This window comes from Pseudarthrobacter cellobiosi, assembly GCF_023913755.1.
Classification (GTDB): Bacteria; Actinomycetota; Actinomycetes; order Actinomycetales; family Micrococcaceae; genus Arthrobacter; species Arthrobacter cellobiosi.
The window spans coordinates 26,674-46,136 of sequence record NZ_JAMXBJ010000029.1 but is presented as its reverse complement, the minus strand read 5'-3'; the positions used below and the strand labels follow the sequence as shown (position 1 = coordinate 46,136).

19 protein-coding genes and 3 pseudogenes are annotated in these 19,463 nt (G+C 65.9%); 10 read left to right on the top strand and 12 right to left on the bottom strand.

The window, feature by feature from the left end; genetic code table 11:
* Positions 1 to 25: 25 nt before the first annotated feature.
* Positions 26 to 502 (bottom strand): hypothetical protein, encoded by a 477-nt coding sequence (locus NG696_RS03065; protein ID WP_252573966.1) that lies wholly within the window; start codon positions 500 to 502, stop codon positions 26 to 28.
* A gap of 164 nt (positions 503 to 666) precedes the next feature.
* On the opposite strand from NG696_RS03065, the pseudogene NG696_RS03060 reads away from it, so the two are divergent.
* Positions 667 to 1,212: pseudogene (locus tag NG696_RS03060) on the top strand (transposase); the annotation flags it as partial.
* Positions 1,213 to 1,644: 432 nt separating this feature from the next.
* On the opposite strand, the gene NG696_RS21060 reads toward NG696_RS03060, so the two are convergent.
* From NG696_RS21060 to NG696_RS03045, 4 genes and pseudogenes are all read right to left on the bottom strand, one after another.
* On the bottom strand, positions 1,645 to 2,040 hold the full coding sequence (locus tag NG696_RS21060; RefSeq protein ID WP_374208702.1) for a carboxypeptidase-like regulatory domain-containing protein: 396 nt from the start codon (positions 2,038 to 2,040) through the stop codon (positions 1,645 to 1,647).
* A 1,406-nt stretch (positions 2,041 to 3,446) separates the two neighbouring features.
* Positions 3,447 to 3,665: a three-helix bundle dimerization domain-containing protein gene (locus NG696_RS03055; RefSeq protein WP_252568748.1), complete on the bottom strand. Its 219-nt coding sequence runs from the start codon at positions 3,663 to 3,665 to the stop codon at positions 3,447 to 3,449.
* A gap of 174 nt (positions 3,666 to 3,839) precedes the next feature.
* Complete coding sequence (gene ligD / locus NG696_RS03050; protein ID WP_252573963.1) at positions 3,840 to 5,084, bottom strand: non-homologous end-joining DNA ligase; 1,245 nt, start codon at positions 5,082 to 5,084, stop codon at positions 3,840 to 3,842.
* A gap of 106 nt (positions 5,085 to 5,190) precedes the next feature.
* Positions 5,191 to 5,754: pseudogene (locus tag NG696_RS03045) on the bottom strand (DUF4386 domain-containing protein); the annotation flags it as partial.
* 50 nt (positions 5,755 to 5,804) lie between these two features.
* Here NG696_RS03045 and NG696_RS03040 point away from each other — a divergent pair.
* Positions 5,805 to 6,035, top strand: a complete 231-nt coding sequence (locus NG696_RS03040) for a hypothetical protein (RefSeq protein ID WP_252568745.1) — start codon at positions 5,805 to 5,807, stop codon at positions 6,033 to 6,035.
* Here the strand turns inward: NG696_RS03040 and NG696_RS03035 are convergent.
* The gene (locus NG696_RS03035; RefSeq protein WP_252573961.1) at positions 6,025 to 6,357 is read right to left on the bottom strand and encodes a RidA family protein; all 333 of its coding nucleotides are present in this window, start codon (positions 6,355 to 6,357) and stop codon (positions 6,025 to 6,027) included. The genes NG696_RS03040 and NG696_RS03035 overlap by 11 nt on opposite strands.
* Here NG696_RS03035 and NG696_RS21055 point away from each other — a divergent pair.
* The 6 genes from NG696_RS21055 (at position 6,335) to NG696_RS03005 (ending at position 11,449) form a co-directional block, all read left to right on the top strand.
* Positions 6,335 to 6,871 (top strand): flavin reductase family protein, encoded by a 537-nt coding sequence (locus NG696_RS21055; RefSeq protein ID WP_374211167.1) that lies wholly within the window; start codon positions 6,335 to 6,337, stop codon positions 6,869 to 6,871. The genes NG696_RS03035 and NG696_RS21055 overlap by 23 nt on opposite strands.
* 312 nt (positions 6,872 to 7,183) lie before the next feature.
* Positions 7,184 to 7,768, top strand: coding sequence for an adenylate kinase (locus NG696_RS03025; RefSeq protein WP_252569434.1), 585 nt, complete (start codon positions 7,184 to 7,186; stop codon positions 7,766 to 7,768).
* A 198-nt stretch (positions 7,769 to 7,966) separates the two neighbouring features.
* A complete protein-coding gene (locus NG696_RS03020) occupies positions 7,967 to 8,602 on the top strand; it encodes a dihydrofolate reductase family protein (protein WP_252568743.1) in 636 nt (211 codons plus the stop codon).
* A gap of 153 nt (positions 8,603 to 8,755) precedes the next feature.
* Positions 8,756 to 10,405: a response regulator transcription factor gene (locus tag NG696_RS03015; RefSeq protein WP_252568742.1), complete on the top strand. Its 1,650-nt coding sequence runs from the start codon at positions 8,756 to 8,758 to the stop codon at positions 10,403 to 10,405.
* An 86-nt stretch (positions 10,406 to 10,491) separates the two neighbouring features.
* Positions 10,492 to 11,040, top strand: coding sequence for an SRPBCC family protein (locus NG696_RS03010; protein ID WP_252568741.1), 549 nt, complete (start codon positions 10,492 to 10,494; stop codon positions 11,038 to 11,040).
* Between the two features lie 31 nt (positions 11,041 to 11,071).
* Positions 11,072 to 11,449 carry a cupin domain-containing protein gene (locus NG696_RS03005; protein WP_252568740.1) on the top strand — a complete coding sequence of 126 codons (378 nt, stop codon included), beginning with the start codon at positions 11,072 to 11,074 and terminating at the stop codon, positions 11,447 to 11,449.
* Positions 11,450 to 11,516: 67 nt separating this feature from the next.
* On the opposite strand, the gene NG696_RS03000 is transcribed toward NG696_RS03005, so the two are convergent.
* The 6 genes from NG696_RS03000 to NG696_RS02975 all read right to left on the bottom strand — a co-directional run bounded on the left by NG696_RS03000 (position 11,517) and on the right by NG696_RS02975 (position 18,069).
* A complete protein-coding gene (locus NG696_RS03000) occupies positions 11,517 to 12,350 on the bottom strand; it encodes an HpcH/HpaI aldolase family protein (RefSeq protein WP_252568739.1) in 834 nt (277 codons plus the stop codon).
* On the bottom strand, positions 12,335 to 13,120 hold the full coding sequence (hpaH, locus tag NG696_RS02995; protein WP_252568738.1) for a 2-oxo-hept-4-ene-1,7-dioate hydratase: 786 nt from the start codon (positions 13,118 to 13,120) through the stop codon (positions 12,335 to 12,337). The genes NG696_RS03000 and hpaH overlap by 16 nt, the downstream gene beginning before the upstream one ends.
* Positions 13,121 to 13,122: 2 nt before the next feature.
* Positions 13,123 to 14,208 carry a 3,4-dihydroxyphenylacetate 2,3-dioxygenase gene (gene hpaD / locus NG696_RS02990; RefSeq protein WP_252573958.1) on the bottom strand — a complete coding sequence of 362 codons (1,086 nt, stop codon included), beginning with the start codon at positions 14,206 to 14,208 and terminating at the stop codon, positions 13,123 to 13,125.
* Between the two features lie 74 nt (positions 14,209 to 14,282).
* Complete coding sequence (gene hpaE, locus NG696_RS02985; RefSeq protein ID WP_252573956.1) at positions 14,283 to 15,797, bottom strand: 5-carboxymethyl-2-hydroxymuconate semialdehyde dehydrogenase; 1,515 nt, start codon at positions 15,795 to 15,797, stop codon at positions 14,283 to 14,285.
* 36 nt (positions 15,798 to 15,833) lie between these two features.
* On the bottom strand, positions 15,834 to 16,526 hold the full coding sequence (locus NG696_RS02980) for a GntR family transcriptional regulator (RefSeq protein ID WP_252568735.1): 693 nt from the start codon (positions 16,524 to 16,526) through the stop codon (positions 15,834 to 15,836).
* On the bottom strand, positions 16,519 to 18,069 hold the full coding sequence (locus tag NG696_RS02975) for a fumarylacetoacetate hydrolase family protein (protein ID WP_252573953.1): 1,551 nt from the start codon (positions 18,067 to 18,069) through the stop codon (positions 16,519 to 16,521). Before NG696_RS02975 ends, NG696_RS02980 begins: the two co-directional genes overlap by 8 nt.
* A gap of 72 nt (positions 18,070 to 18,141) precedes the next feature.
* Between NG696_RS02975 and NG696_RS02970 the strand changes: the two are divergent.
* Both NG696_RS02970 and NG696_RS02965 read left to right on the top strand, forming a co-directional pair.
* A pseudogene (locus tag NG696_RS02970) lies at positions 18,142 to 19,214 on the top strand (ribulokinase); the annotation flags it as partial.
* A 39-nt stretch (positions 19,215 to 19,253) separates the two neighbouring features.
* Positions 19,254 to 19,433 carry a hypothetical protein gene (locus NG696_RS02965; RefSeq protein ID WP_252573992.1) on the top strand — a complete coding sequence of 60 codons (180 nt, stop codon included), beginning with the start codon at positions 19,254 to 19,256 and terminating at the stop codon, positions 19,431 to 19,433.
* Positions 19,434 to 19,463: the final 30 nt, after the last annotated feature.

Sequence of the window (19,463 nt, the reverse complement as noted above, 5' to 3'; positions counted from 1 at the left end):
GCGCCAGCACATTAGGTGTGTGGCGTTAGCCGCTATTGAGGCCTGGTTGAGCCAGGACGGTAGAGTAGCGGTTCGCTCCGGAGATGAGCAGGCCGAACATGTCGCAGATACGGCGGAGGTCGCCGCCACCGGCATGCAGTTCGTGCAGGATCCGGTCCTCGCGGGCTTGTTGAACGGTCATCCCCATCGAGGTGGTGATCCGCTGGACACCGACAGGGGCTCTGTCCAGGGCCGCGCGCCTGCTAGTGAAGACGTGGGGGTTCCTCGTCGACGGCCAGCATTGTTTACGGTAGGCCAGCCAGACGGCGAGCCGGTCCGGACCGGTTTGGCCAGTGGGATGGTGCGCTGGTCCAGATGGAGGCGCCCGGTGGATGTCGGTCAGTTGCACCTTACGCAGTTGCCCGGATTTCAGTCCGTGAAAGGCCACGATCGCTGTGAGTGCTGCCCGTGCCGGGTTTGCTGAGTTGATCGCGTCGCGGAGCTGGGCGGAGGCCAGAGGCATCGGGTGGTGGGTTTCATGGGTGCCGGTTCGTATCGTGCTGATCGGGTTGAAATATATGACGCGGTGGCCCTTGAGGATGCGGAACAGGCAGCGTAGTCCTTGCCCCATAGAAACGCGGGGATTACCGGAAGGGGGAAGGACGTCCCTGACGTCTTCCCGCATCACGTAGACGATTTACCCAGGAGTTCAAGGACGAGCTGTGCCGTGAGGTGATCAACACGTCCAGGGCGATCAAGGATGTGGCCACCGCGTACGGTGTCGGCCCCGAGACGCTCCGCAACTGGCTGATCAAGTACCGTGAGGCCAACGGTGGCACGGAGGCGGATCTGACGGTGACGGAACGGGCCCGGCTGAAGGAGCTCGAGCGCGGAGTTCAAGACCTGCGGGCGGAGACTGCCTTCTTGAAAAAGCCAGCGCTTACTTCGCGCGGGAGCAGCGGTAGTGAGCAAGTATGAATTTATCGATTCCCAAAAAGCCGAGCCCGCCGATCTGAATTCGGTGGTGAAAATGTGCCGCTGCTTGGCCGTCCCGACGCCCGGTTTCTATCACTGGGCCACCCGTCCGCAATCGGCCACGTTTGCCCGCCGCGAGGCCCTCACAGCGCGGATCCAGCACTACTTCGAGGAGTCCGAGGGCACTTACGGGTACCGGCGCATCCACGCTGATCTGGCCGCGGAAAAACCGAGTGCTCTCCCGAATTGGCGCGGCAGCATCCACCACCACGATTTTCCCAATCACATGGCGGCCAGGACCGCGGTGATGGAATACATCGAATCCTGGTACAACCGGCGCAGGCCCCCATGCCAACAAATGGGGCCTGCCCCCGGCACGCGCCCTCGCCGAATACCAAAACAAGATCAACCAGTTAGCAGCGTAAGAAGAAAATCAATCAAGCCGTCTCACAAACTTGACGGGCGCAATCGTCGTGGATGATGCCTTGACGCGGCCGCCACCCTCACGCCCGAAGACTGATCCGCCCCTTTACCGAGCAGTAGGCGTCACAGACTAGACAACCCACTCGTGGGCTCTGTTAGCAGGCTCCGCAGGCCTACGCTCACCACGCCGCCACAGCAACGAGCGTGCATGTGATCGCTTCTGGCATCGAGTGACGGCGACATCTGCCAGCCCTGCGCGGATCAGGCTTAGCGAATCCCGCTGTCAACAACCAGCGTGATGTGAACGGGCCTGTCCGAGATGACCACAAGCTCGGCAGCCGTCGAAGCGTAACCGCCGACGTTGGTCGCTCTGATCACATAACGACCGTCAGGTAGCGTCAGATGGAAGGCACCGGTGCTATCGGTTTGTGTTGAGCCCCGGACGGCATCCCCGTCCAAGGCCACAACCGCGGCCCCTGATACGGGGCGCGGTGGGCACTCCTGACCAACACGTTCGACGGGACAGACCGGGGCGGTCAGGACGAACCCGGTAACAACCCCGGAATGCCCCGTGACCGGACCGCTTGGACTGTTGCACCCGCACAACCACAGGAGTGCGGCCAATAAGGCGCAGACGGAACACTTCACTTCACTCACCAACATTCCAGCACAACATCACGATCCTTGCCCGCCGCTGGCTTACGGCGGCGGTCCGTTTGCCTGGACCGGACAACGTGGCCGACAGGCGGCTCAACAATTGATGCACAACACCGAGTATCCACCCACCGTAGCTGGGCCGGTGTCGCTTCCCGCAGGCTCGTACAACCCGCTCGCCTCAGTTGACGACATCCGCTAGGTCGGCCGTGTCCTTCCCATGGGACCGTCACCACGGTCATCCCCGGTGCCGTTCCGCGGCGCAGGCTAGGGCAAACGCTGCGGCGGGAGCGATGTACGACGTCGGCACCGGGGCTTGACACCGGCGCCCGGGACATCTACGACCGTTAGTTCCGCGAAGCGATTCATCCGCGCTAGTAAGGAAGGGAGCGACGCCGTCACCAACCGCCGCGCGTAGGGCCAGGAGTTCGCATCCATGGGTGTTTCAATGATGTTCTTACGCCCCACCTGATGGGACTGTCCTGCGGTCCGGAAGCATCGCAGTCAGGGTGTTAAATCGACTCACGCAGCTTAGGGAACTACGCATTCTTGAATACGAAACCGGCCAGTGGCCATACAGGGTTCGGTTCCTCAGCAGGGCCGGGTGCACCGCCGGAAGACGGCTGAATCTGCCAGATCGGACCAGTGCGCTGCTTGGCCACTGCTTACCGCATGATCATGTCGCCCCCGAACTCAGACCCAGCCCGGCACGTCCGGTGGGGGCAAAGGTGTCAGGAAATTGCGTCACGCTGTAAAAGCGATTTCTCTCGGCCCTGCTGTACTTACTCACGCGGACGGTGTGCAATGACCGAGAAGATTCCAGGACTTGGAGGCTGCCGCTTTCGGGGCGTACTCCAAAAAGCTCAATGTGAGCCAGCCTCGGCAATGTCGCCAATGGGGCAAGTGAGCGAACGATCGTCTTATGCCCGATGAGTGAGCTTCTAGATCGCGATGACCGGGCTGTATCCAATTTCTACACCTACGCCCACGCTGCAGTTCTTCACGAAATAACTTGGACGTAGCGGCGCCGCGTCGATGCTCTGCGCCATAGGCTGTCACCCAATGAGACGGTGCAAGCCCTTGCTCTGACTGAAGCCTGCGAATTCGAAATTCTGGAAGAGATGATCCAACCGCTGGAGTGCTGAACCGCATCGCGAAGCCACGGTATCTGCGGCTACCTCAGCGGTGATTGGCGGCGTCTCCAATCGCGGAACCCTCTACAGGACACGCCGAGAGTTGATCTCAGATGGCCGCACGGTGTTTGTCGTCTCGGCTGGGGGACGCTTTCCCAAGTCGGAAAATAACGATCGCCCCGATAACCGAGAGAACCGCAATTTGAAGCGGCGAAATTGTCGTGTGGACACCGAATGAGATGGCGCGTCCCTGACCAGCTGAGGAGGCGGTTCGGCGGGACGTCAGGTTTCCTTGTTCCGGTGGGAGAACTCGCGGTGGAGTTTGTTCCTGGCGCCGTGTTCGACAAGGGTTGGGATGTAGGTCCGGATCCGGCCGGCATCCAGTGTTTCGTATTCCTCTGTGACGACCCGGACCACCAGCGGCCGGGGCGCGTCGGGATAGCGTGCGGCGAGCAGGTCGGTGACTTTGGCGATGGTGTCGTGCTTCTCCGTATCTTCCATCCAACTAGTTTGATGCCGAAGACTTGTGGCGTCTATCACATTTGGTGGGATGCTGGGAAGCGCTGGCGCCCCGGTCTGCGCGGGCTGGATGTTCTTCAGCGCAATTGTGAGGGCCTTGGCAAGATCCAACTAGAGACCAGCACGACGTGCGCTCTTCCGGTTTCCGTTGGGGTGTCAGGATCCCGGGCGCCCGGGCCATTCCTTGCCTGCCCATGGGTCGTAGTCGGCGATGAGCTCCTCCTGTGGCGGACGCTCCGGTTCAGGGACGTGCTGCAGGTTCACCCGCACCCGGTACCAGAGCGAGCTTGATCCGCGCATTCCGTCGACGAGCACATCGGCGGGGTGCAGGGCCGGGACGAGACCCGCGTGCCGGGCCTTCCACACATCGAGCGCCGCGAGCGCCTCCGGCTTGGTCTTGGTGCGGGCCACCTCAATGAGAGGCATCAGCGACTGCCGGCGGCCGGAGCCGTCGCCGCCGCGCGGCGGCTTCTCGGCGGGGCCGAGCTCGGCCGCCAGTGCCAGGAGTCCGTCGAGGGTGCCCACCGCGTCATCGATGCCTGCGTGGGGGTCACCCACGTCGGCGAAGCGCTCGGGCACCGAGCGCACCGTGAATTGTTCCGGCCGGGTGGAGCGGACCTCGTCCCATGTGAGCGGAGTTGAGACCCGGGCGTCGGGCACGGGTCTGATCGAGTACGCCGATGCCACGGTCCGGTCCTTGGCGTTCTGGTTGAAGTCGACGAACACACTCTCACCGCGCTCCTCCTTCCACCACCGCGCGGTGGCGAGGCCCGGAGCGCGGTTTTCGACCTCGCGGGCGAGGCTCTCCGCTGCGAGCCGCACGTCGCGGTACGACCGCTGCGGCGCGATTCGCACCAGGATGTGAAGTCCGCGCGACCCGCTCGTCTTCGGCCACCCCACCAGCCCCACGTCGTCGAGCACCTCCTGCGCGACGTAGGCGACCTCGACGATCTGGGACCAGCCAACGCCCGGCATCGGATCGAGGTCGACCCGGAGCTCGTCCGGGTGCTCGAGGTCCTCGGCCCGCACGGGATGCGGGTTGAGGTCCAGGCAACCAAGATTCACCACCCACGCCAAGCCCGCAGCATCCCGGATGACGGCCTCCTCGGCTGATGTCCCCGACGCGTAGCGCAGCGTTGTTGTGTCGATGAAGTCGGGGTGGTTTTCGGGCACGCGCTTCTGAAAGAACGGTTCAGCGTCGATGCCCTTCGGGAAGCGCTTGAGCACCATTGGCCGGCCGCCGGCGCCGCGCAGCGCTCCATCCGCGACGGCGAGGTAGTAGCGAACCAGATCGAGCTTCGTCAGCCCGGGCTCGGGGAACACCACCTTGTCCGGACTCGAAATCCGCACCTCAGTGCCGGCAACGTTGAGGATCTCGGCCGGGGTCTTCGACGGGCTCATGCCGCCACGCTAGCAACGATCGGATGTCCCAGCCAGACCTGCTGAGGGGAACGGCTGCATCACGAGGAATGGCCGGAGGAGGAGCCTCGTCCTTGGTGAGCGAAGTTCAGAGCAGCAGGACCACGCCGACCGCCACCAGCCAGAGCGACCACACAACGTAGGTCACTGGCGTCAGCGTCGCGGCCAGCTTCCAGCCATGCGGTTCGAACGATCCCACGAATTCCAGCGAGCACAGTGCCAGCACTGCGCCGGCGACGATCCCCACAATCCCGAGCCAGGCCGGAACGGCGGTGCTCTGGATCATGGCCACGCCGGCCAGCACGCTCCACGCGCCGCTGAACAGGTAGCCCAGATGTTCGCCCACAGCCACGCCCAGATAGCGGTTGAAGGACTGGAAGACGACGTCCACCGCTTCCTTGCGGGCTGCGGAGGCATCAGGAGCGGTGGCCGATCGGGCAAGATAGGGCACCAGGAACGGCCAGCGGATGAGTCCGAGGAACTGTACGACGGCGGCCAGCACGCCCGCCGCCGGCCCCAGCGCCAGCAGGGTTGAATCCGCTCCGGACAGCGCGCCAGTCAGCAGGACTGCCGCCGGCGCCAGCAGCACCGCCGTCATCGCCAACGACCACCACAGCAGCACAAGGCCTGACCCGCCGTCGCGGAAACGCTGAGTGGGCGCTGCGGATCCTGGAGCGCGGCGGGATCAGCGGCGACGCGGCAGTGGCAACGTTCAGCGGCATCATCGGCCTTAACTACGGCTGGGCGTCGTTTGTGGTGGCCCGGACCGGCGGCGCGGGGGAGGCGCTGGCCGAGGACCTCGTGGACCCGGGCGTGGCGCAGGCCTTCCCGCTCACCGACTCACTGGCGGGGCCGATGAGCCGCTACGGCAGCGTGGAGCACTATGAACTGATGCTTGGCCAGCTGCTCGCCGGGATCTCCTTCACCGCATAACGGCGGCGACCGCGCTGATCTCGACCAGTGCGCCGGGCACGCCCAACGCCGCGACACGCGCTCCGGTCACGAGGGCCGGTTCATCGGAGGCGAGTTCCGATGCTATCGCCCCGTAGGCCGCCGCGAGGTCCACTCCATCGACGAAGAGCACTGTCCACTGCACAACGTCGCCGAGGGTAGCGCCGGCTGCGGCGAGCGCGGTCCTCGCGTTCTCGAGGGCGCGGGCAGACTGCACGGCCACGTCGCCCTCGCCGACGAGCGAGCCGTTGACGTCGACGGCGTTCTGGCCGCCGACGTAGATGGTGGTCGCGCCGGGCGGCACGATGGCGACGTGGCTGAAGGCCGGGCTCGAGATGAGCCCCTGGGGGGCGGATGCGCTGGATGGGTGCCATGCCTGTATGGTCTCACCGACCGTCGGCAGGGGGGAGGTCTGTCCGATTCATGGAGGCCCTGATCATCAGGCGCTACTGCGGGCGACAGTCGAAACATGGCGAAGCAGGACGTGGCCCCTACTGCGGCAGGCCGGTCGCTTCACCGTGAACATCCTGCCTGCCGGGCACCAGCACCTTGCCGCGCAGTTTGCCCGTTCCGGTGCCGAGAAGTTTGCTGGCGTGGAGTATTCCGCGTCGCCGCTGGGGAACCCGGTGCTGGACCAGGCCCTCGCCTGGGTGGACTGCGAGCTGCATGAGGAATACGACGGCGGCGACCACACCATTGTGGTGGGGGCGGTGCGCGCCCTCGGTGCCCGGGACGGCGCAGAGCCCCTTCTGTTCTTTAAGGGCGCGTACTTCGAAGGTGTTCCGTTCCGGTCCGGAGCGCGGGAGAGCGTCGCATGACGGCGGGCAGATAGAGCTCCCGAAGGCGGGGCCGGCGCCCGCTTCAGCGCGGGGCTGACACCTGGCCGGGTGCGGATATTCACCACGAAGCCGACCATGGCCACCTCGCACAAGAAGCCGGCCGCGCGCCGCCGCTCACTGCACCAGCACTACCGGTAACAGCACATAGACCGAGAGTACGACGGCGGAGATCCCCCGCCGTCGTACTCTGCTGTCAGGCGCCGATGCAGCCCGGCCGCAACCTCCGGAACAGTAGCATCGGGCCAGGACGAAGACGTCCACATAGGCAGCAAGGAGTATTGAATGACGAGAATGCTGATTATGGGTCCGCCCGGCTCGGGCAAGGGGACACAGGCGGAACGGATTTCGGAGCGCCTTGGCATTGTGGCGATCTCCACCGGCGATATCTTCCGCGCCAACGTAAAAGGCGGGACGCCGCTGGGTGTAGAGGCCCGGAAGTATATGGATAACGGAGACTTCGTGCCGGACAGCGTCACGAATGAGATGGTGCGGAACCGGATCCGCCAGGACGATGCCAAAGAGGGATTTCTGCTGGACGGCTACCCTCGCACGGTGGCGCAGGTGGGCTACCTCGACGGAATCCTCGCTGCGGGCGAACAGAAACTCGACGTGGTCCTGCAGTTGACCGCGGACGACGAGGAACTCGTCTCGCGCCTCCTGGGCCGGGCCAGGGAAACGGGCCGGAGCGACGACAACGAGAGCGTCATCCGTCACCGGCTGGACCTGTACCACCAGCAAACGGAGGCCGTGGTGGCCAAGTATGCCGGCCGCGGGATCCTCACCGAGTTGGACGGGATGGGCGGGATTGAGTACGTCACGGAAAGTGTCCTGGGCAGCATAGGCGACCTGCTGAGCGCGCCCGTCCGCGGACGGTAAGGGCGCAACGGCGGGCGAACGACGGTGGTCCCTCCCGCCGTCGTTCTCCCGTGCGCAACTCCAGATCGTACTTTCCGGACCGTTTGGACCTGAGTCCCCTTGAACGTCTGATCGCTGCAGGGCTAGCATTGCCCGCACTGGCGCCGATGCCACACCTGTACAACTCGGTGCCGACGTCGATCCATTGAGGAGTCGGCCATGGGCGAGGCAACTGCAGAGGCGACATCAGCGGACCTGATGGTCGACCTGATCATTTCCCTGGACGGGTATGCATCGGCCGAGGGATGGTCAGGCTGGTGGGGCCTGGAGGGGCCGGAATACCTGGCGTGGCTCGGGCAGGAGGGGGAGAAGGACTACACCTTCCTACTCGGGGCGAATACATACCGGCTGATGTCCGGCATGTCAGAAGAGGCCGCGGCCGACGGCTCGGGATTCTCCGAGAATGAGGGGGCCAGCCTGACCGGCCTCGCCGCCGTGCCTAAGGTCGTTTTCTCCTCCACCCTGCAAGCGCCCCTGACCTGGCCGAACTCGGAGCTGGTCACCGGGGACGCGGTCTTGGCCGTGAGGGAGATGAAACAGACCAGGACCGGGACCTTGAGCACCTTGGGTAGCCTCAGCCTCGCCCGGTCGCTGCTGACCGCCGGCGTTGTGGACAGGTTCCGGCTGGTTGTCTTCCCGGTGATCACGGGCAGCACCGGTAGAGAGTGGATCTACGAAGGCTATCCGGACATCTCGCTCGAGATGGCGAACAGCAGGACCTTCGACGGTCGGCTCCAGTTGCTCGAATACATCCCCACGGTGCTCAGCGGTCCGCCCGGAACTGGCCCGGCCTGAGGACGACGGCGGCACACGAGTGCAGGGGTCGTCCCTGCCCTTTGCGAACCGCGCGTCAGCGTAGGTGGCCGGCGTGTGGGGTGGTTTACACCGGCCCCTCGGAATCTGCCACGCGGGCTGTGAGGGTGGCAACGAGGAGAGCAGAATGGATACATGGCCGATGCCGCGGTGTCCGAATGCCTTGCCGAAGGTGACCGACTCTTAGCTTCTACCGACTGGGCAGCGGCGGCGGACGCGTTTGACTTCGTGCTGGCGATCCAGGACCACCCAGCGGCCCACGATGGCCTTGCCACCGCCAGGTGGTGGCTTCGGGACGTGGACCAGGCGATTGCGGAGCGTACAGCGGCCTACGCAGGCTTTCGCCGGCTCGGGCAGGATGCAAGGGCGTTCCGCTCTGCACTATGGTTGGCGCGTGAATATGCGGAGGCGTTGGGGAACGATCCGGTCAGCCGTGGTTGGCTTGCCCGGGCAGAGGGCCTCGCATCCGGCCTCCCCGACGGGGTTGATGGCGGCTGGCTGGCCGTGACGCGCGGGCTGCTGCGCGCTGATCCGGTAACGGCTCGAGACGACGCCCGGACCGCGCTGACAGTTGCGCGCAGCGGCGGTGATCCGGATCTTGAGGCGACGGCCCTGGCGCTCCTGGGCCTGGGGACCATCGCCGCTGGCGACGTACCGGAGGGAATGACGCTGGTCGATGAGGCAATGGTGGTGGTAACTGCCGGCGAACTTCGCGACAAGGTAGTTTTCGGGGACATCTGCTGCATGGTTACACGAGCAAGCGAAGAGGCCTGCGACACCTCGCGCCTGGGCCAGTGGAACAAGATCCTGCTTCGCTTTATGGAAAGTACCGGGCACCCGGCACTACTGGAATTTTGTGGCACATGCTGCGCGGAGATCTTCCTCGCCTCGGGCGACATCGCTGGTGCCGAGGGCTGGCTGAGCAAGACACTCCGCGAGCTGGAACAGGGGGGTCACCGTGCCCGATGCGTGCACCCGGCAGCAAAGCTGGCGGAACTGCGGCTGCTGCAGGGCCGCGTGGAGGAAGCCAGCCGGCTGCTCTCGGGCTTCGAAGACCGCCCCGATGCGCTGCGGGCGTCGGCTGCGGTCCGCCTGGCGGCTGGTGACACAGCTGTGGCCGCGGCGCTGCTGCACCGGCGGATCCATCAGGTCGGAGAGGGGCTGCTCATCGTTCCGCTGCTCGCACTGCTTGCCGAGGTCGAGCTGGAACAAGGCGTCCCGGGCCAGGCCCTGGCAACGGCAGGGCGCCTGGACGACGTCGCCGCCGCCACACGCTGGCCTCGGGCAATTGCATCGTCGCATCTTACGGGTGGTCGCGTCGCGGCCGCCGTCGGCAATGCCGCATCCGCGCAGGCGCGGCTCGACGCAGCGATCACGATTTTCGGCGAGCTGAACATGCCGCTGGAGGCCGCCAAGGCGCGACTCGCACTGGCTGAAGCCTTGCGTGATTCGGATCGTGAGGTGGCCGTGCACGAGGCCGGTGTGGCCTTGGCGGCGTTCGACGAAGCGGGCGCCAGCGGCCTGGCCGACAAAGCCGCTGCGCTCCTCCGCGCCCTGGGCGGCCCCGCCCGCACGGGGCCAAAGGCACTCGGCCTGCTGTCGCGGCGGGAACGCGAAGTACTGGCGCTGCTTGCCGAGGCCATGACGAACGCCGAAATCGCGGACCGCCTTTTCATCAGCGCCAAGACGGCCGAGCACCATGTGAGCAGCATCCTGGCCAAGCTGCAGCTGCGCAGCCGTGGCGAAGCCGCGGCATTGGCCCTGCGCAGCTCCCTCATGGGATAGGACCACAATGGGGGATTCCCCCCATCCTTTCCTATCGACCGCAACGCATGCTTGGAGTGTCCGCAAGACATGCCAGGAGGTGCGGAATGAGGCAGCAACGAACAGCAGCCAACGTCCTGAGGCGCGAGGTTAACGTGACGGTCCGCGAACACAGCACCGCCCCGGCGCGTGCGGTTTTCGACGTCCTCGCTGACTTGCCCGGCCATCCCGGCTGGGGTGGCGCTGAGGCGACAACTCTGTTGTCCATGGAAGCCCCGCCAGGGCAGGCCGCGGCTGGGACTGAGTTCACCTCCACGGCCGAGGACGCCATATGCCGGATGCGGGACTCCTCAGTGATCACAGAAGCCGTTCGACCCTCAAGGTTCGAGCGGGTCACGGAGTCCGCACTGGAGTCCAAGAAGAACGGGACACCGGCGGACTGGCTCCTGGTGCACCGCTACGAAATTCGGCCGGACGGAAACCAGAGCGACGTCACCTACACCTGCCGGCTGGTCCGCGCGACCGCGCTGCCCGGACTGTTGGCAATGTTTGGCATTCCCGTCCTGCGGTCACTTGCCGCGCGTGAGTGGGCGCGGGCAAGCAGGGCAGGTCTGCGGCGGCTCATCGCTGCGGCGGAAACCACGGCGCGGGCGTGACCCGCGCGACGGACAAGGAAGGAACAGGACGATGGCAAAGCTATCGAAAGATGACGAGACCGCTCGCGTGGAGCGCATGACCGGCTATGAGGGCCGATACCGGGAGGCCGACGGCTATACAATCGCTTTCGAAAAGTTCGAAGACGGAGGCGACTTCACCCCGTTCTATCAGGGCTTGCCGGATGACCTGTGCCAAAGCCACCATTGGGGATACGTCGTACGGGGCCGGCTTATCATGCACACGCCCGCAGGAGACGAGATCGTGGAGGCCGGCGAGGCTTACTACACGGCCCCCGGCCACACCGATGAGCTTGATCCCGGGACGGAGCTGGTGGAATTCAGCCCGACCGACGAACTCGCCCGCACCCTCGCGGTAGTTGCGCAGAACCTGCAGTCCGACGCAAGCTGAGTCCCGCAACGGGCGGCACTCCTGATGGCGGCGAACGCAGGCCGCGCCGCAGGAGTGCCGGTTATGTTCAGTAGCTGGCGGGGGTTTGGGCGGGCTCAACCCCCGGAGATGGGACATATGCGGCGGCGAGTGCCTCGGAGCCGCGGGCCAGTACGGCGACGTCGGCGCCGACGAGCACGAATGATGCTCCGGCGTCCATGTAGGCGCGGGCTGTGGTTTCGTCGAAGGCGTTCACGCCGGCGGGTTTCCCGGCTGCTTTTGCGGCGGCGAGGCAGTGTTCGACGGCGGCGCGTACCTTGGGGTGTTCCTGCTGTCCCAGCACGCCCATGGAGGCGGCAAGGTCTGAGGGGCCCAGGAAGATGGCGTCCACGCCGTCCACCTTCAGGATGTCGTCCACGGCCTCAACGGCCGCCGTCGATTCGATCTGCACAGTCACGCTGACGGTGTCCGACGCCCGGGCCAGATAGTCCGGGACACGGTTCCAGCGGGAGGCGCGGGCCAGGGCGGACCCCACGCCGCGGACGCCGTGCGGCGGGTAGCGGGTGGCCGCCACCGCAGCTTCCGCTTCCAGCACCGAGTTCACCATGGGAACCAGTAGGTTCTGCACTCCCAGGTCCAGGTACTGCTTAGTCAGCACGGTGTCGTTGACCGGCGGCCGGACCAGGACCTGGACCGGGTAGCCGTTGACCGCCTGGAGTTGGGCCAGGATGGATTCGAGACCGTTGGGGCTGTGTTCGGCGTCGATGAGGATCCAGTCCAGGCCGGATCCGGCGCAGAGTTCGGCGATCAGCGGGCTGCCGGAGCAGACCCACATTCCGGCCAGGGGGCGGTCAGCCGCGGCGAGGGCGTCGCGGAACGTGTTCGCGTAGTCAGGATTTCCGGGTTCTACTCGAAGCGGCATGTGATGGCCCCCAATGGTCCGTAGTCGGCGTGGACGGTGTCCCCTTTGTACACCCACAGCGGGCGGGTGAAGGAGCCAGCGAGGATGATGTCCCCGGCCTTCATCCCGTCGCCGTGGGCGGCGATCTTGTTGGCGAGCCAATGCACGCCGTTGGCTGGGTGGTCCAGGACGCCGGCGGCCACACCGGTTTCCTCCACGGTCTGGTTCCTGTAGAGGATTGCCGAGACCCAGCGGAGGTCCACGGCGTCGGGCTTCACCGGGTTGCCGCCGATCACCATGGCGCCCATCGCGGCATTGTCTGCGATGGTGTCCACGATGGTCCGGCCCTCCATCTCGATCCGGGAGTCCAGGATTTCCAGGGCCGGCACCACGTAGTCCGTGGCGTCCAGGACGTCGAAGATGGTGCAGCCGGGTCCGGCCAGGTCCTTCTTCAGCACAAACGCCAGCTCAACCTCCACCCGCGGATGGGTGTACTGGTCCCACTCCACCGAGCAGCCGGTTCCGAGCACCATGTCATCGAAGATGGCGCCGTAGTCCGGCTCGGTGATGCCGGTGGCGGCCTGCATGGCCTTGGAGGTGAGGCCGATCTTGCGGCCCACCAGCGTGCGGCCGGCGTCCTCGTTGCGGCGCCGCCACAGCTGCTGCACGGCATAGGAGTCCTCCACCGTCATCTCCGGGTAGCGGGCCGTGAGACGGGGGACCGGGGTGCGGGTCCGGGCGGCCGCCAGGAGTTCGTCGGCGATGGCCTCAATCGTCTTCGCGTCCAGCATGGCTACAGCTGCGCCCCGAGCTTGAAGCCCGTCCGGTCCCCATCGGGAGCCCCGTCTTTGCGGGTGTAGGAGAAGCCGTCGGCGCCCACGGTGACCGCCATTTCGCTCTTTTCCTCACGCACGACGACGGGCTGCGGCTTACCGTCGAGGTCCAGGACCAGGGAGGCCTCGGTGTACCAGGACGGGACCACGGGGTTGCCCCACCAGTCGCGGCGCTGGTTGTCGTGGACGTCCCAGGTGACGACGGGGTTGTCGGGGTCGCCGGTGTAGTAGTCCTGGGTGTAGATCTCGATCCGGTGGCCGTCGGGGTCGAGGATGTAGAGGTAGAACGCGTTGGAGACGCCGTGCCGGCCGGGGCCGCGTTCGATCCGGTCGCTGATGCGTAGGGCGCCCATCTTGTCGCAGATCTGGATGATGTTGTGCTTTTCGTGTGTGGCGAATGCGATGTGGTGCATGCGCGGGCCGTTGCCTCCGGTCAGGGCGGTGTCGTGCACGGTCTGCTTGCGGTGCATCCAGACGGCGTAGGTGACGCCGTCGGAGTCCTGGATGTCCTCCGAGACGCGGAAGCCGAGGTCCTCCAGGTACTTGCGGCCGCGGGGCACGTCGGGGGTGACCTGGTTGAAATGGTCCAGGCGGACCAGTTCGCCGGCGGAGTAGAGGTCGTAGCGCTGGGTAAGGCGCTCCACGTGCTCCACATCGTAGAAGAACTCGTAAGGGAAGCCCAGCGGGTCCTCCACGCGGACGGAATCACCTACGCCCTTGGTGAAGCCCTCCTTGCGGCGTTCGGTGCGGCAGCCCAGTTCCCTGTAATAGGCCTCTGCGGCGTCCACTTCAGCGGGGGACTTCACCCGATAGGCAAAGGCGGCGACGGCGGCGACGGGTCCCTTGCGGAGCACCAGGTTGTGGTGGATGAACTCCTCCAGGGACCGCAGGTAGATGGTGTTTTCATCTTCCTCGGTCACGTGCAGTCCCAGGACGTCCACGTAGAACGCGCGGGACCTGGGGATGTCGGTGACCACGATCTCCATGTAGGCGCAGCGGACGATGTCCGGAGCCGGGACGGAGGGGGTAGGGACGAAGTCTGTCATCGGGTTCTCTCTTCTTTGAAAGGGGTCTGTTGTTGATGGACGACGGCGGCCGGCCGCTTGAGCAGCAGTGTCGCCTAGGCGCCGAATTTCGGAGTATGAACCGTGCCGAGGGTGATGTGCACGGCCTGCTGGTCGGTGTAGAAGTCGATGGAGCGGTAGCCGCCTTCGTGGCCCAGGCCGGAGGCTTTCACTCCGCCGAACGGGGTGCGGAGGTCGCGGACGTTGTGGCTGTTTAGCCAGACCATGCCGGCCTCGACGTTCTGGGAGAAGTTGTGGGCGCGGGCCAGGTTCTGCGTCCAGATGTAGGCAGCGAGCCCGTAGCGGGTGTTGTTCGCCAAGGCGAGGGCTTCGTCGTCGTTTTCGAACGGGGTGATGGCGACGACGGGACCGAAGATCTCCTCCTGGAAGATCCGGGCGTCAGGGGCGACGTCGGCGAACACGGTGGGTGCGATGTAGTTGCCCTCCGGGAGGTGCTCCGGGCGGCCGCCGCCGGCCAGCAGCCGACCCTCGGACTTGCCGATCTCCACGTAGGCGGCCACCTTCGCGTAGTGCTCCGGGTGGACCAGGGCACCCACTTCGGTCTTGGGATCGTGCGGGTCCCCGACCACGATCTTTTTCGCCCGGGCGGCGTACTTTTCGCAGAACTCGTCGTAGATGGCGCGTTCAACGAGGATCCGGGAGCCGGCGGTGCAGCGTTCGCCGTTGAGGGAGAAGACCCCGAACAGGGCGGAATCGATCGCGGCGTCGAGGTCGGCGTCGGCGAACACCACGCACGGCGACTTCCCGCCGAGTTCCATGGACAGGCCCTTGAGGTTGGTGGCGGCGTTGCGGAAGATGGTCTGGCCCGTGGTGGTCTCGCCCGTGAACGAGATCAGCGGGACATCCGGGTGCTTGACCAGGGCGTCGCCGGCTTCCTCACCGAGGCCGTTGACCAGGTTGAAGACACCGTCCGGCAGGCCAGCATCCTTGAAGATCTGCGCCCACAGTGACGCGGACAGGGGCGTGAACTCGGCTGGCTTCAGGACCACAGTATTGCCGGTGGCCAGGGCCGGGGCGAGCTTCCATGACTCCAGCATGAAGGGGGTATTCCACGGGGTGATGAGGCCGGCGACGCCGATCGGCTTGCGGTTCACGTAGTTGATCTGCGAACCGGGGACCTTCATGGCGTCGTCGAACTGGGCCACGATCAGGTCCGCGAAGAACCGGAAGTTCTCGGCCGCGCGAAGTGCCTGGCCCTTGGCCTGGGTGATGGGCAGGCCGGTATCGAAGGTTTCCAGTTCGGCGAGCCGGTCTTCCTGGGCCTCGACGGCTTCGGCAATCCTGTTGAGGATGCGGGCACGTTCGCGTGGCTTCATCCTTGGCCACGGGCCGCTGATGAAGGCCTCGCGGGCGGCGGCGACGGCGAGATCAATGTCTTCCGTCTGGCCAGCCGCAGCGGTGGCGTAATTCTGGTTGGAGACAGGATCCAGGACATCAAAGGTCTTGCCGCCCACGGAGTCAACGAACTGACCGTTGATGTAGTGCTGGATGTGGGTGGGGAGGTCCTGCGGCACGTAATGCTTCGTGGTCTGTTCGGCGGTGAACGTCATTGCTGGTTCCTTACTGCGGGTGGGGCCGGTATCGGGTCAGATGTTCTTGGCCTGGGCGAGGTAGGCATCCAGGGTGGCGGAGCGGTGCTGGCGGGCGGACTTCTCAATCTCTTCCGCGCCGGCGCTGGCCTCGATGAGGCGCAGCAGCGCTTCGTGCTCGTCCACCGATTCGTGGGCACGGCCGGGAACGAACCGGAACGTCGAAGACCGCAGCGAGGCGAGCCGGTTCCAGCCCCGGTGGACCAGGTCCAGGATGTGTGGGTTGGGGCAGTGTTCAAAGAGGATGCTGTGGAAGTCCTGGTTCAGCTGGGTGAAGCGGACGGGGTCGAAGTGCTGGAGGCATTCCCGCATGTCCTCGTTCACGGCCCGGGCGCGGGCGATCGCCACGGAGTCGATCAGCGGCGCGGACAATGCCGTGGCCGCGCCTTCGACGATGCTCAGGGTCTGCATCGTGTAGAGGTACTCGGTGGGGTCAATCCCGGAGACTGTTGCGCCGACGTTCCGCTCGAACGTCACCAGCCCTTCGGCCTCGAGGCGGCGGATCGCTTCCCGGACCGGTACCACGCTGACGCCCAGATCCTTGGCGATGGCGGCCAGGACCAGCCGGTAGCCGGGGGAGTAGGTCCCGTCCACGATCCTGGCCTTGACTGCCGCGTAGGCCTGTTCGGACTTGCTGGCCGCTGGCCCGATTCCGGCCTGGCGACTTGCGGCGGTGGCCGTGTCAGTCATGTGCTGTGCCGGCTTCCCATTCCTCGTACTTGGCGCGCCACTGGGCGTTCAGCGGGTAGAGGCCGTCCACGCTGTGGCCTTGCGCCACCATTTCCGCGATGAACGTTTCCTCACGCTCCTGGACGATGGAGTCTTCCGCGAGGTCTTCCGCGAGTGCCGGCGGGATCACCAGGATGCCGTCCGAGTCCGCCACGATGATGTCCCCTGGCTGCACGGTGGTGCCGCCGCACGCGATGGTGATGTCCGTGTCCCACGGGATGTGCCGGCGCCCCAGCACGGCGGGGTGCGGATTGGAGTAGTAAGTAGGCATATCCATCGCGGCCACCGCGGAGAAGTCCCGGACGCCGCCGTCGGTGATGATCGCCGCAGCACCCCGGACCTGGGCGCGCAGGGCCAGGATGTCGCCGATGGTGCCGGTGCCCTTCTCCCCGCGGGCTTCCATGACCAGGATTTCACCCTCGTTGACGGAGTCGATGGCCTTCTTCTGCGCGTTGAACCCGCCGCCATGGGACTTGAACAGGTCCTCACGGTTGGGCACATACCGCAGCGTCCGGGCCAGGCCGACGATCCGCTTTTCCGGGCGGGTGGAGGTCAGGCCGTCGATGCTGACGTTGTTCAGTCCGCGCTTGCGCAGCTGGGAGGAGAGCGTGGCGGTGCAGACGCTTTCCAGCTTCGCTTTCAGCTCCGCAGTCAGGACCTGCCCGACGGCGGCGCCCGCGACCGGGCCACCCTCCAGGGGCGCCAAACCCGCCGCTGCCCGCGAACCGTACGCCTCCTCCCGCTGCACGTCATCAGCCTTGGGCTGCGCACCAAAGTCAGCGAACGCCGTCGCACCTTCCACCACCCGGGTGACCAGACGCCCCGTGGACAGACTGGCGGATCCGCTCGCTTCAACGGTGCTGACTTCAACTGTGCTGACTTCAACGGTGCTGACTTCCACCTCGACGACGTCGCCGGGCTTGGCCACGGAGGCGCCGGCCGGGGTGCCGGTCAGGATGATGTCGCCCGCCTCGAGGGTGAGCAGCTGGGACAGGTCTGCAATCAGGCGGGCGAACGGGAAAAGCAGATCCGCGGTGGTGTCGTCCTGGACGAGGTCGCTGTTGTGCCAGGTGCGGATGCGCAGTTTGGCGGGGTCCACGGCGTCTGCGCGGATCAAACCGGGGCCGATCGGGGTGAAGCCGTCGCCGCCCTTGGACCGGAGGTTGGAGCCCTTGTCCGCGTAGCGGAGATCGTAGACGCCGAGGTCGTTGCCGGCGGTCACCCATTCGACGTGGCTCCAAGCATCCTCGATCCCGACGCGGCGGGCGGGCTTGCCGATGATCAGGGCGATTTCGCCCTCAAAGCCGAGGAGTTCGCAGCCGGCCGGCCGCTCCACGACGGAAGGGGCTTCGGCCGAGCCGAACGCCAGGGAGGACGACGGCTTCAGGAAGTAGGATGGCTGCTCCGGCGTGCGGCCACGCTGGGCTGCGCGGCTGGGGTAGTTGATGTGCACCGCGATGACCTTGCGGGCCGCGGCCAGGGTGTGGTCGGTGACCTGATCCAAGTGCTGCTCCTCATCGAGTACGAAATCGTATACGAAGAAATATTGCAGATATCCCTCGCGGCGTCAATGGGCATGTTCGTTGCACAGGCTGTGCCGGAGCGCACTCCCGGCAGTGCTGACGGCGCCGCTTTCGGCATCGGCAAGGAACTGGGCAGCGGTGTCTTCGACTATCTGCACGCGGTGGTCACGGATGTCCTGCCGGCGGATGTAGCGGGCGCTGCGGGCGACGGCGCCGCCCGGCTTCCCGGGGAATGGGCGCTTCAGGTGCCCGATGACTACCGCGACGTCCCCCGCTACGCCGTCCCCGCGGCGATCACAGATGCCGGGATCAACCCGGCAGCCGTCGTCGGAATTGCCACGGACTTCACGGCCTGCACCATGGTGCCGGTCAAGGCTGACGGCACGCCGGTCAACGAACTTTTCGGCTTTGCCAACCGCCCGCACGCCTATGTGAAGCTGTGGCGCCACCACGCTGCTCAGCCGCAGGCGGACCGGATCAACGAGCTGGCCGCGGACCGTGGCGAAGCCTGGCTGCCCCGGTACGGCGGACTCATTTCCTCCGAGTGGGAGTTCGCCAAGGGCCTGCAGCTGCTGGAGGAGGACCCGGAAGTGTACGCGGCGATGGACCACTGGGTGGAGGCCGCCGACTGGATCGTCTGGCAGCTCTGCGGCCGGTACGGGCGGAACGCCTGCACTGCCGGCTACAAAGGCATCTACCAGGACGGCCGCTATCCCTCCGAGGACTTCCTCGCCGTCCTGAACCCGCGGTTCAAGGACTTCGTCAGCACCAAACTCGAGCACACCATTGGCCGGCTCGGCGACGCCGCAGGCTACCTGACCGCAGAAGCCGCCGAATGGACCGGCCTGCCGGAGGGCATCGCCGTCGCCGTGGGCAACGTGGACGCGCACGTCACCGCCCCGGCCGCAAAAGCGGTGGAGCCGGGGCAGCTGGTGGCCATCATGGGTACGTCCACCTGCCACGTCATGTACGGTTCAGAGCTTCGTGAAGTGCCGGGCATGTGCGGCGTAGTGGACGGCGGGATCGTGGACGGCCTGTGGGGTACGAAACCCGCCAGTCCGGCGTCGGAGACATCTTCGGCTGGTTCACCAAGAACGGTGTCCCGCCGGAATACCACCAGGCAGCCCTTAGGTTCTCCTCCGCCCAGCCCGACGGGGGGACCGGCGTGGACCTGGGCATCGTGATGGAAATCCTCAAGCAGGAAATGGCCGACGACGCCGTCCTGACCTTCGGCGCCGGCAACCACGCCCTGTGGCCGGCCCGCTACCTGCAGCACAACAGCGCCCCCGGCCCCGCCGGATGGCCCCCTTCCGCCGGCCAGCCCGCCGCCGCCGTCGGATCCTGAAGTGCGTGATCAGGGTCAACAACCCTGAGC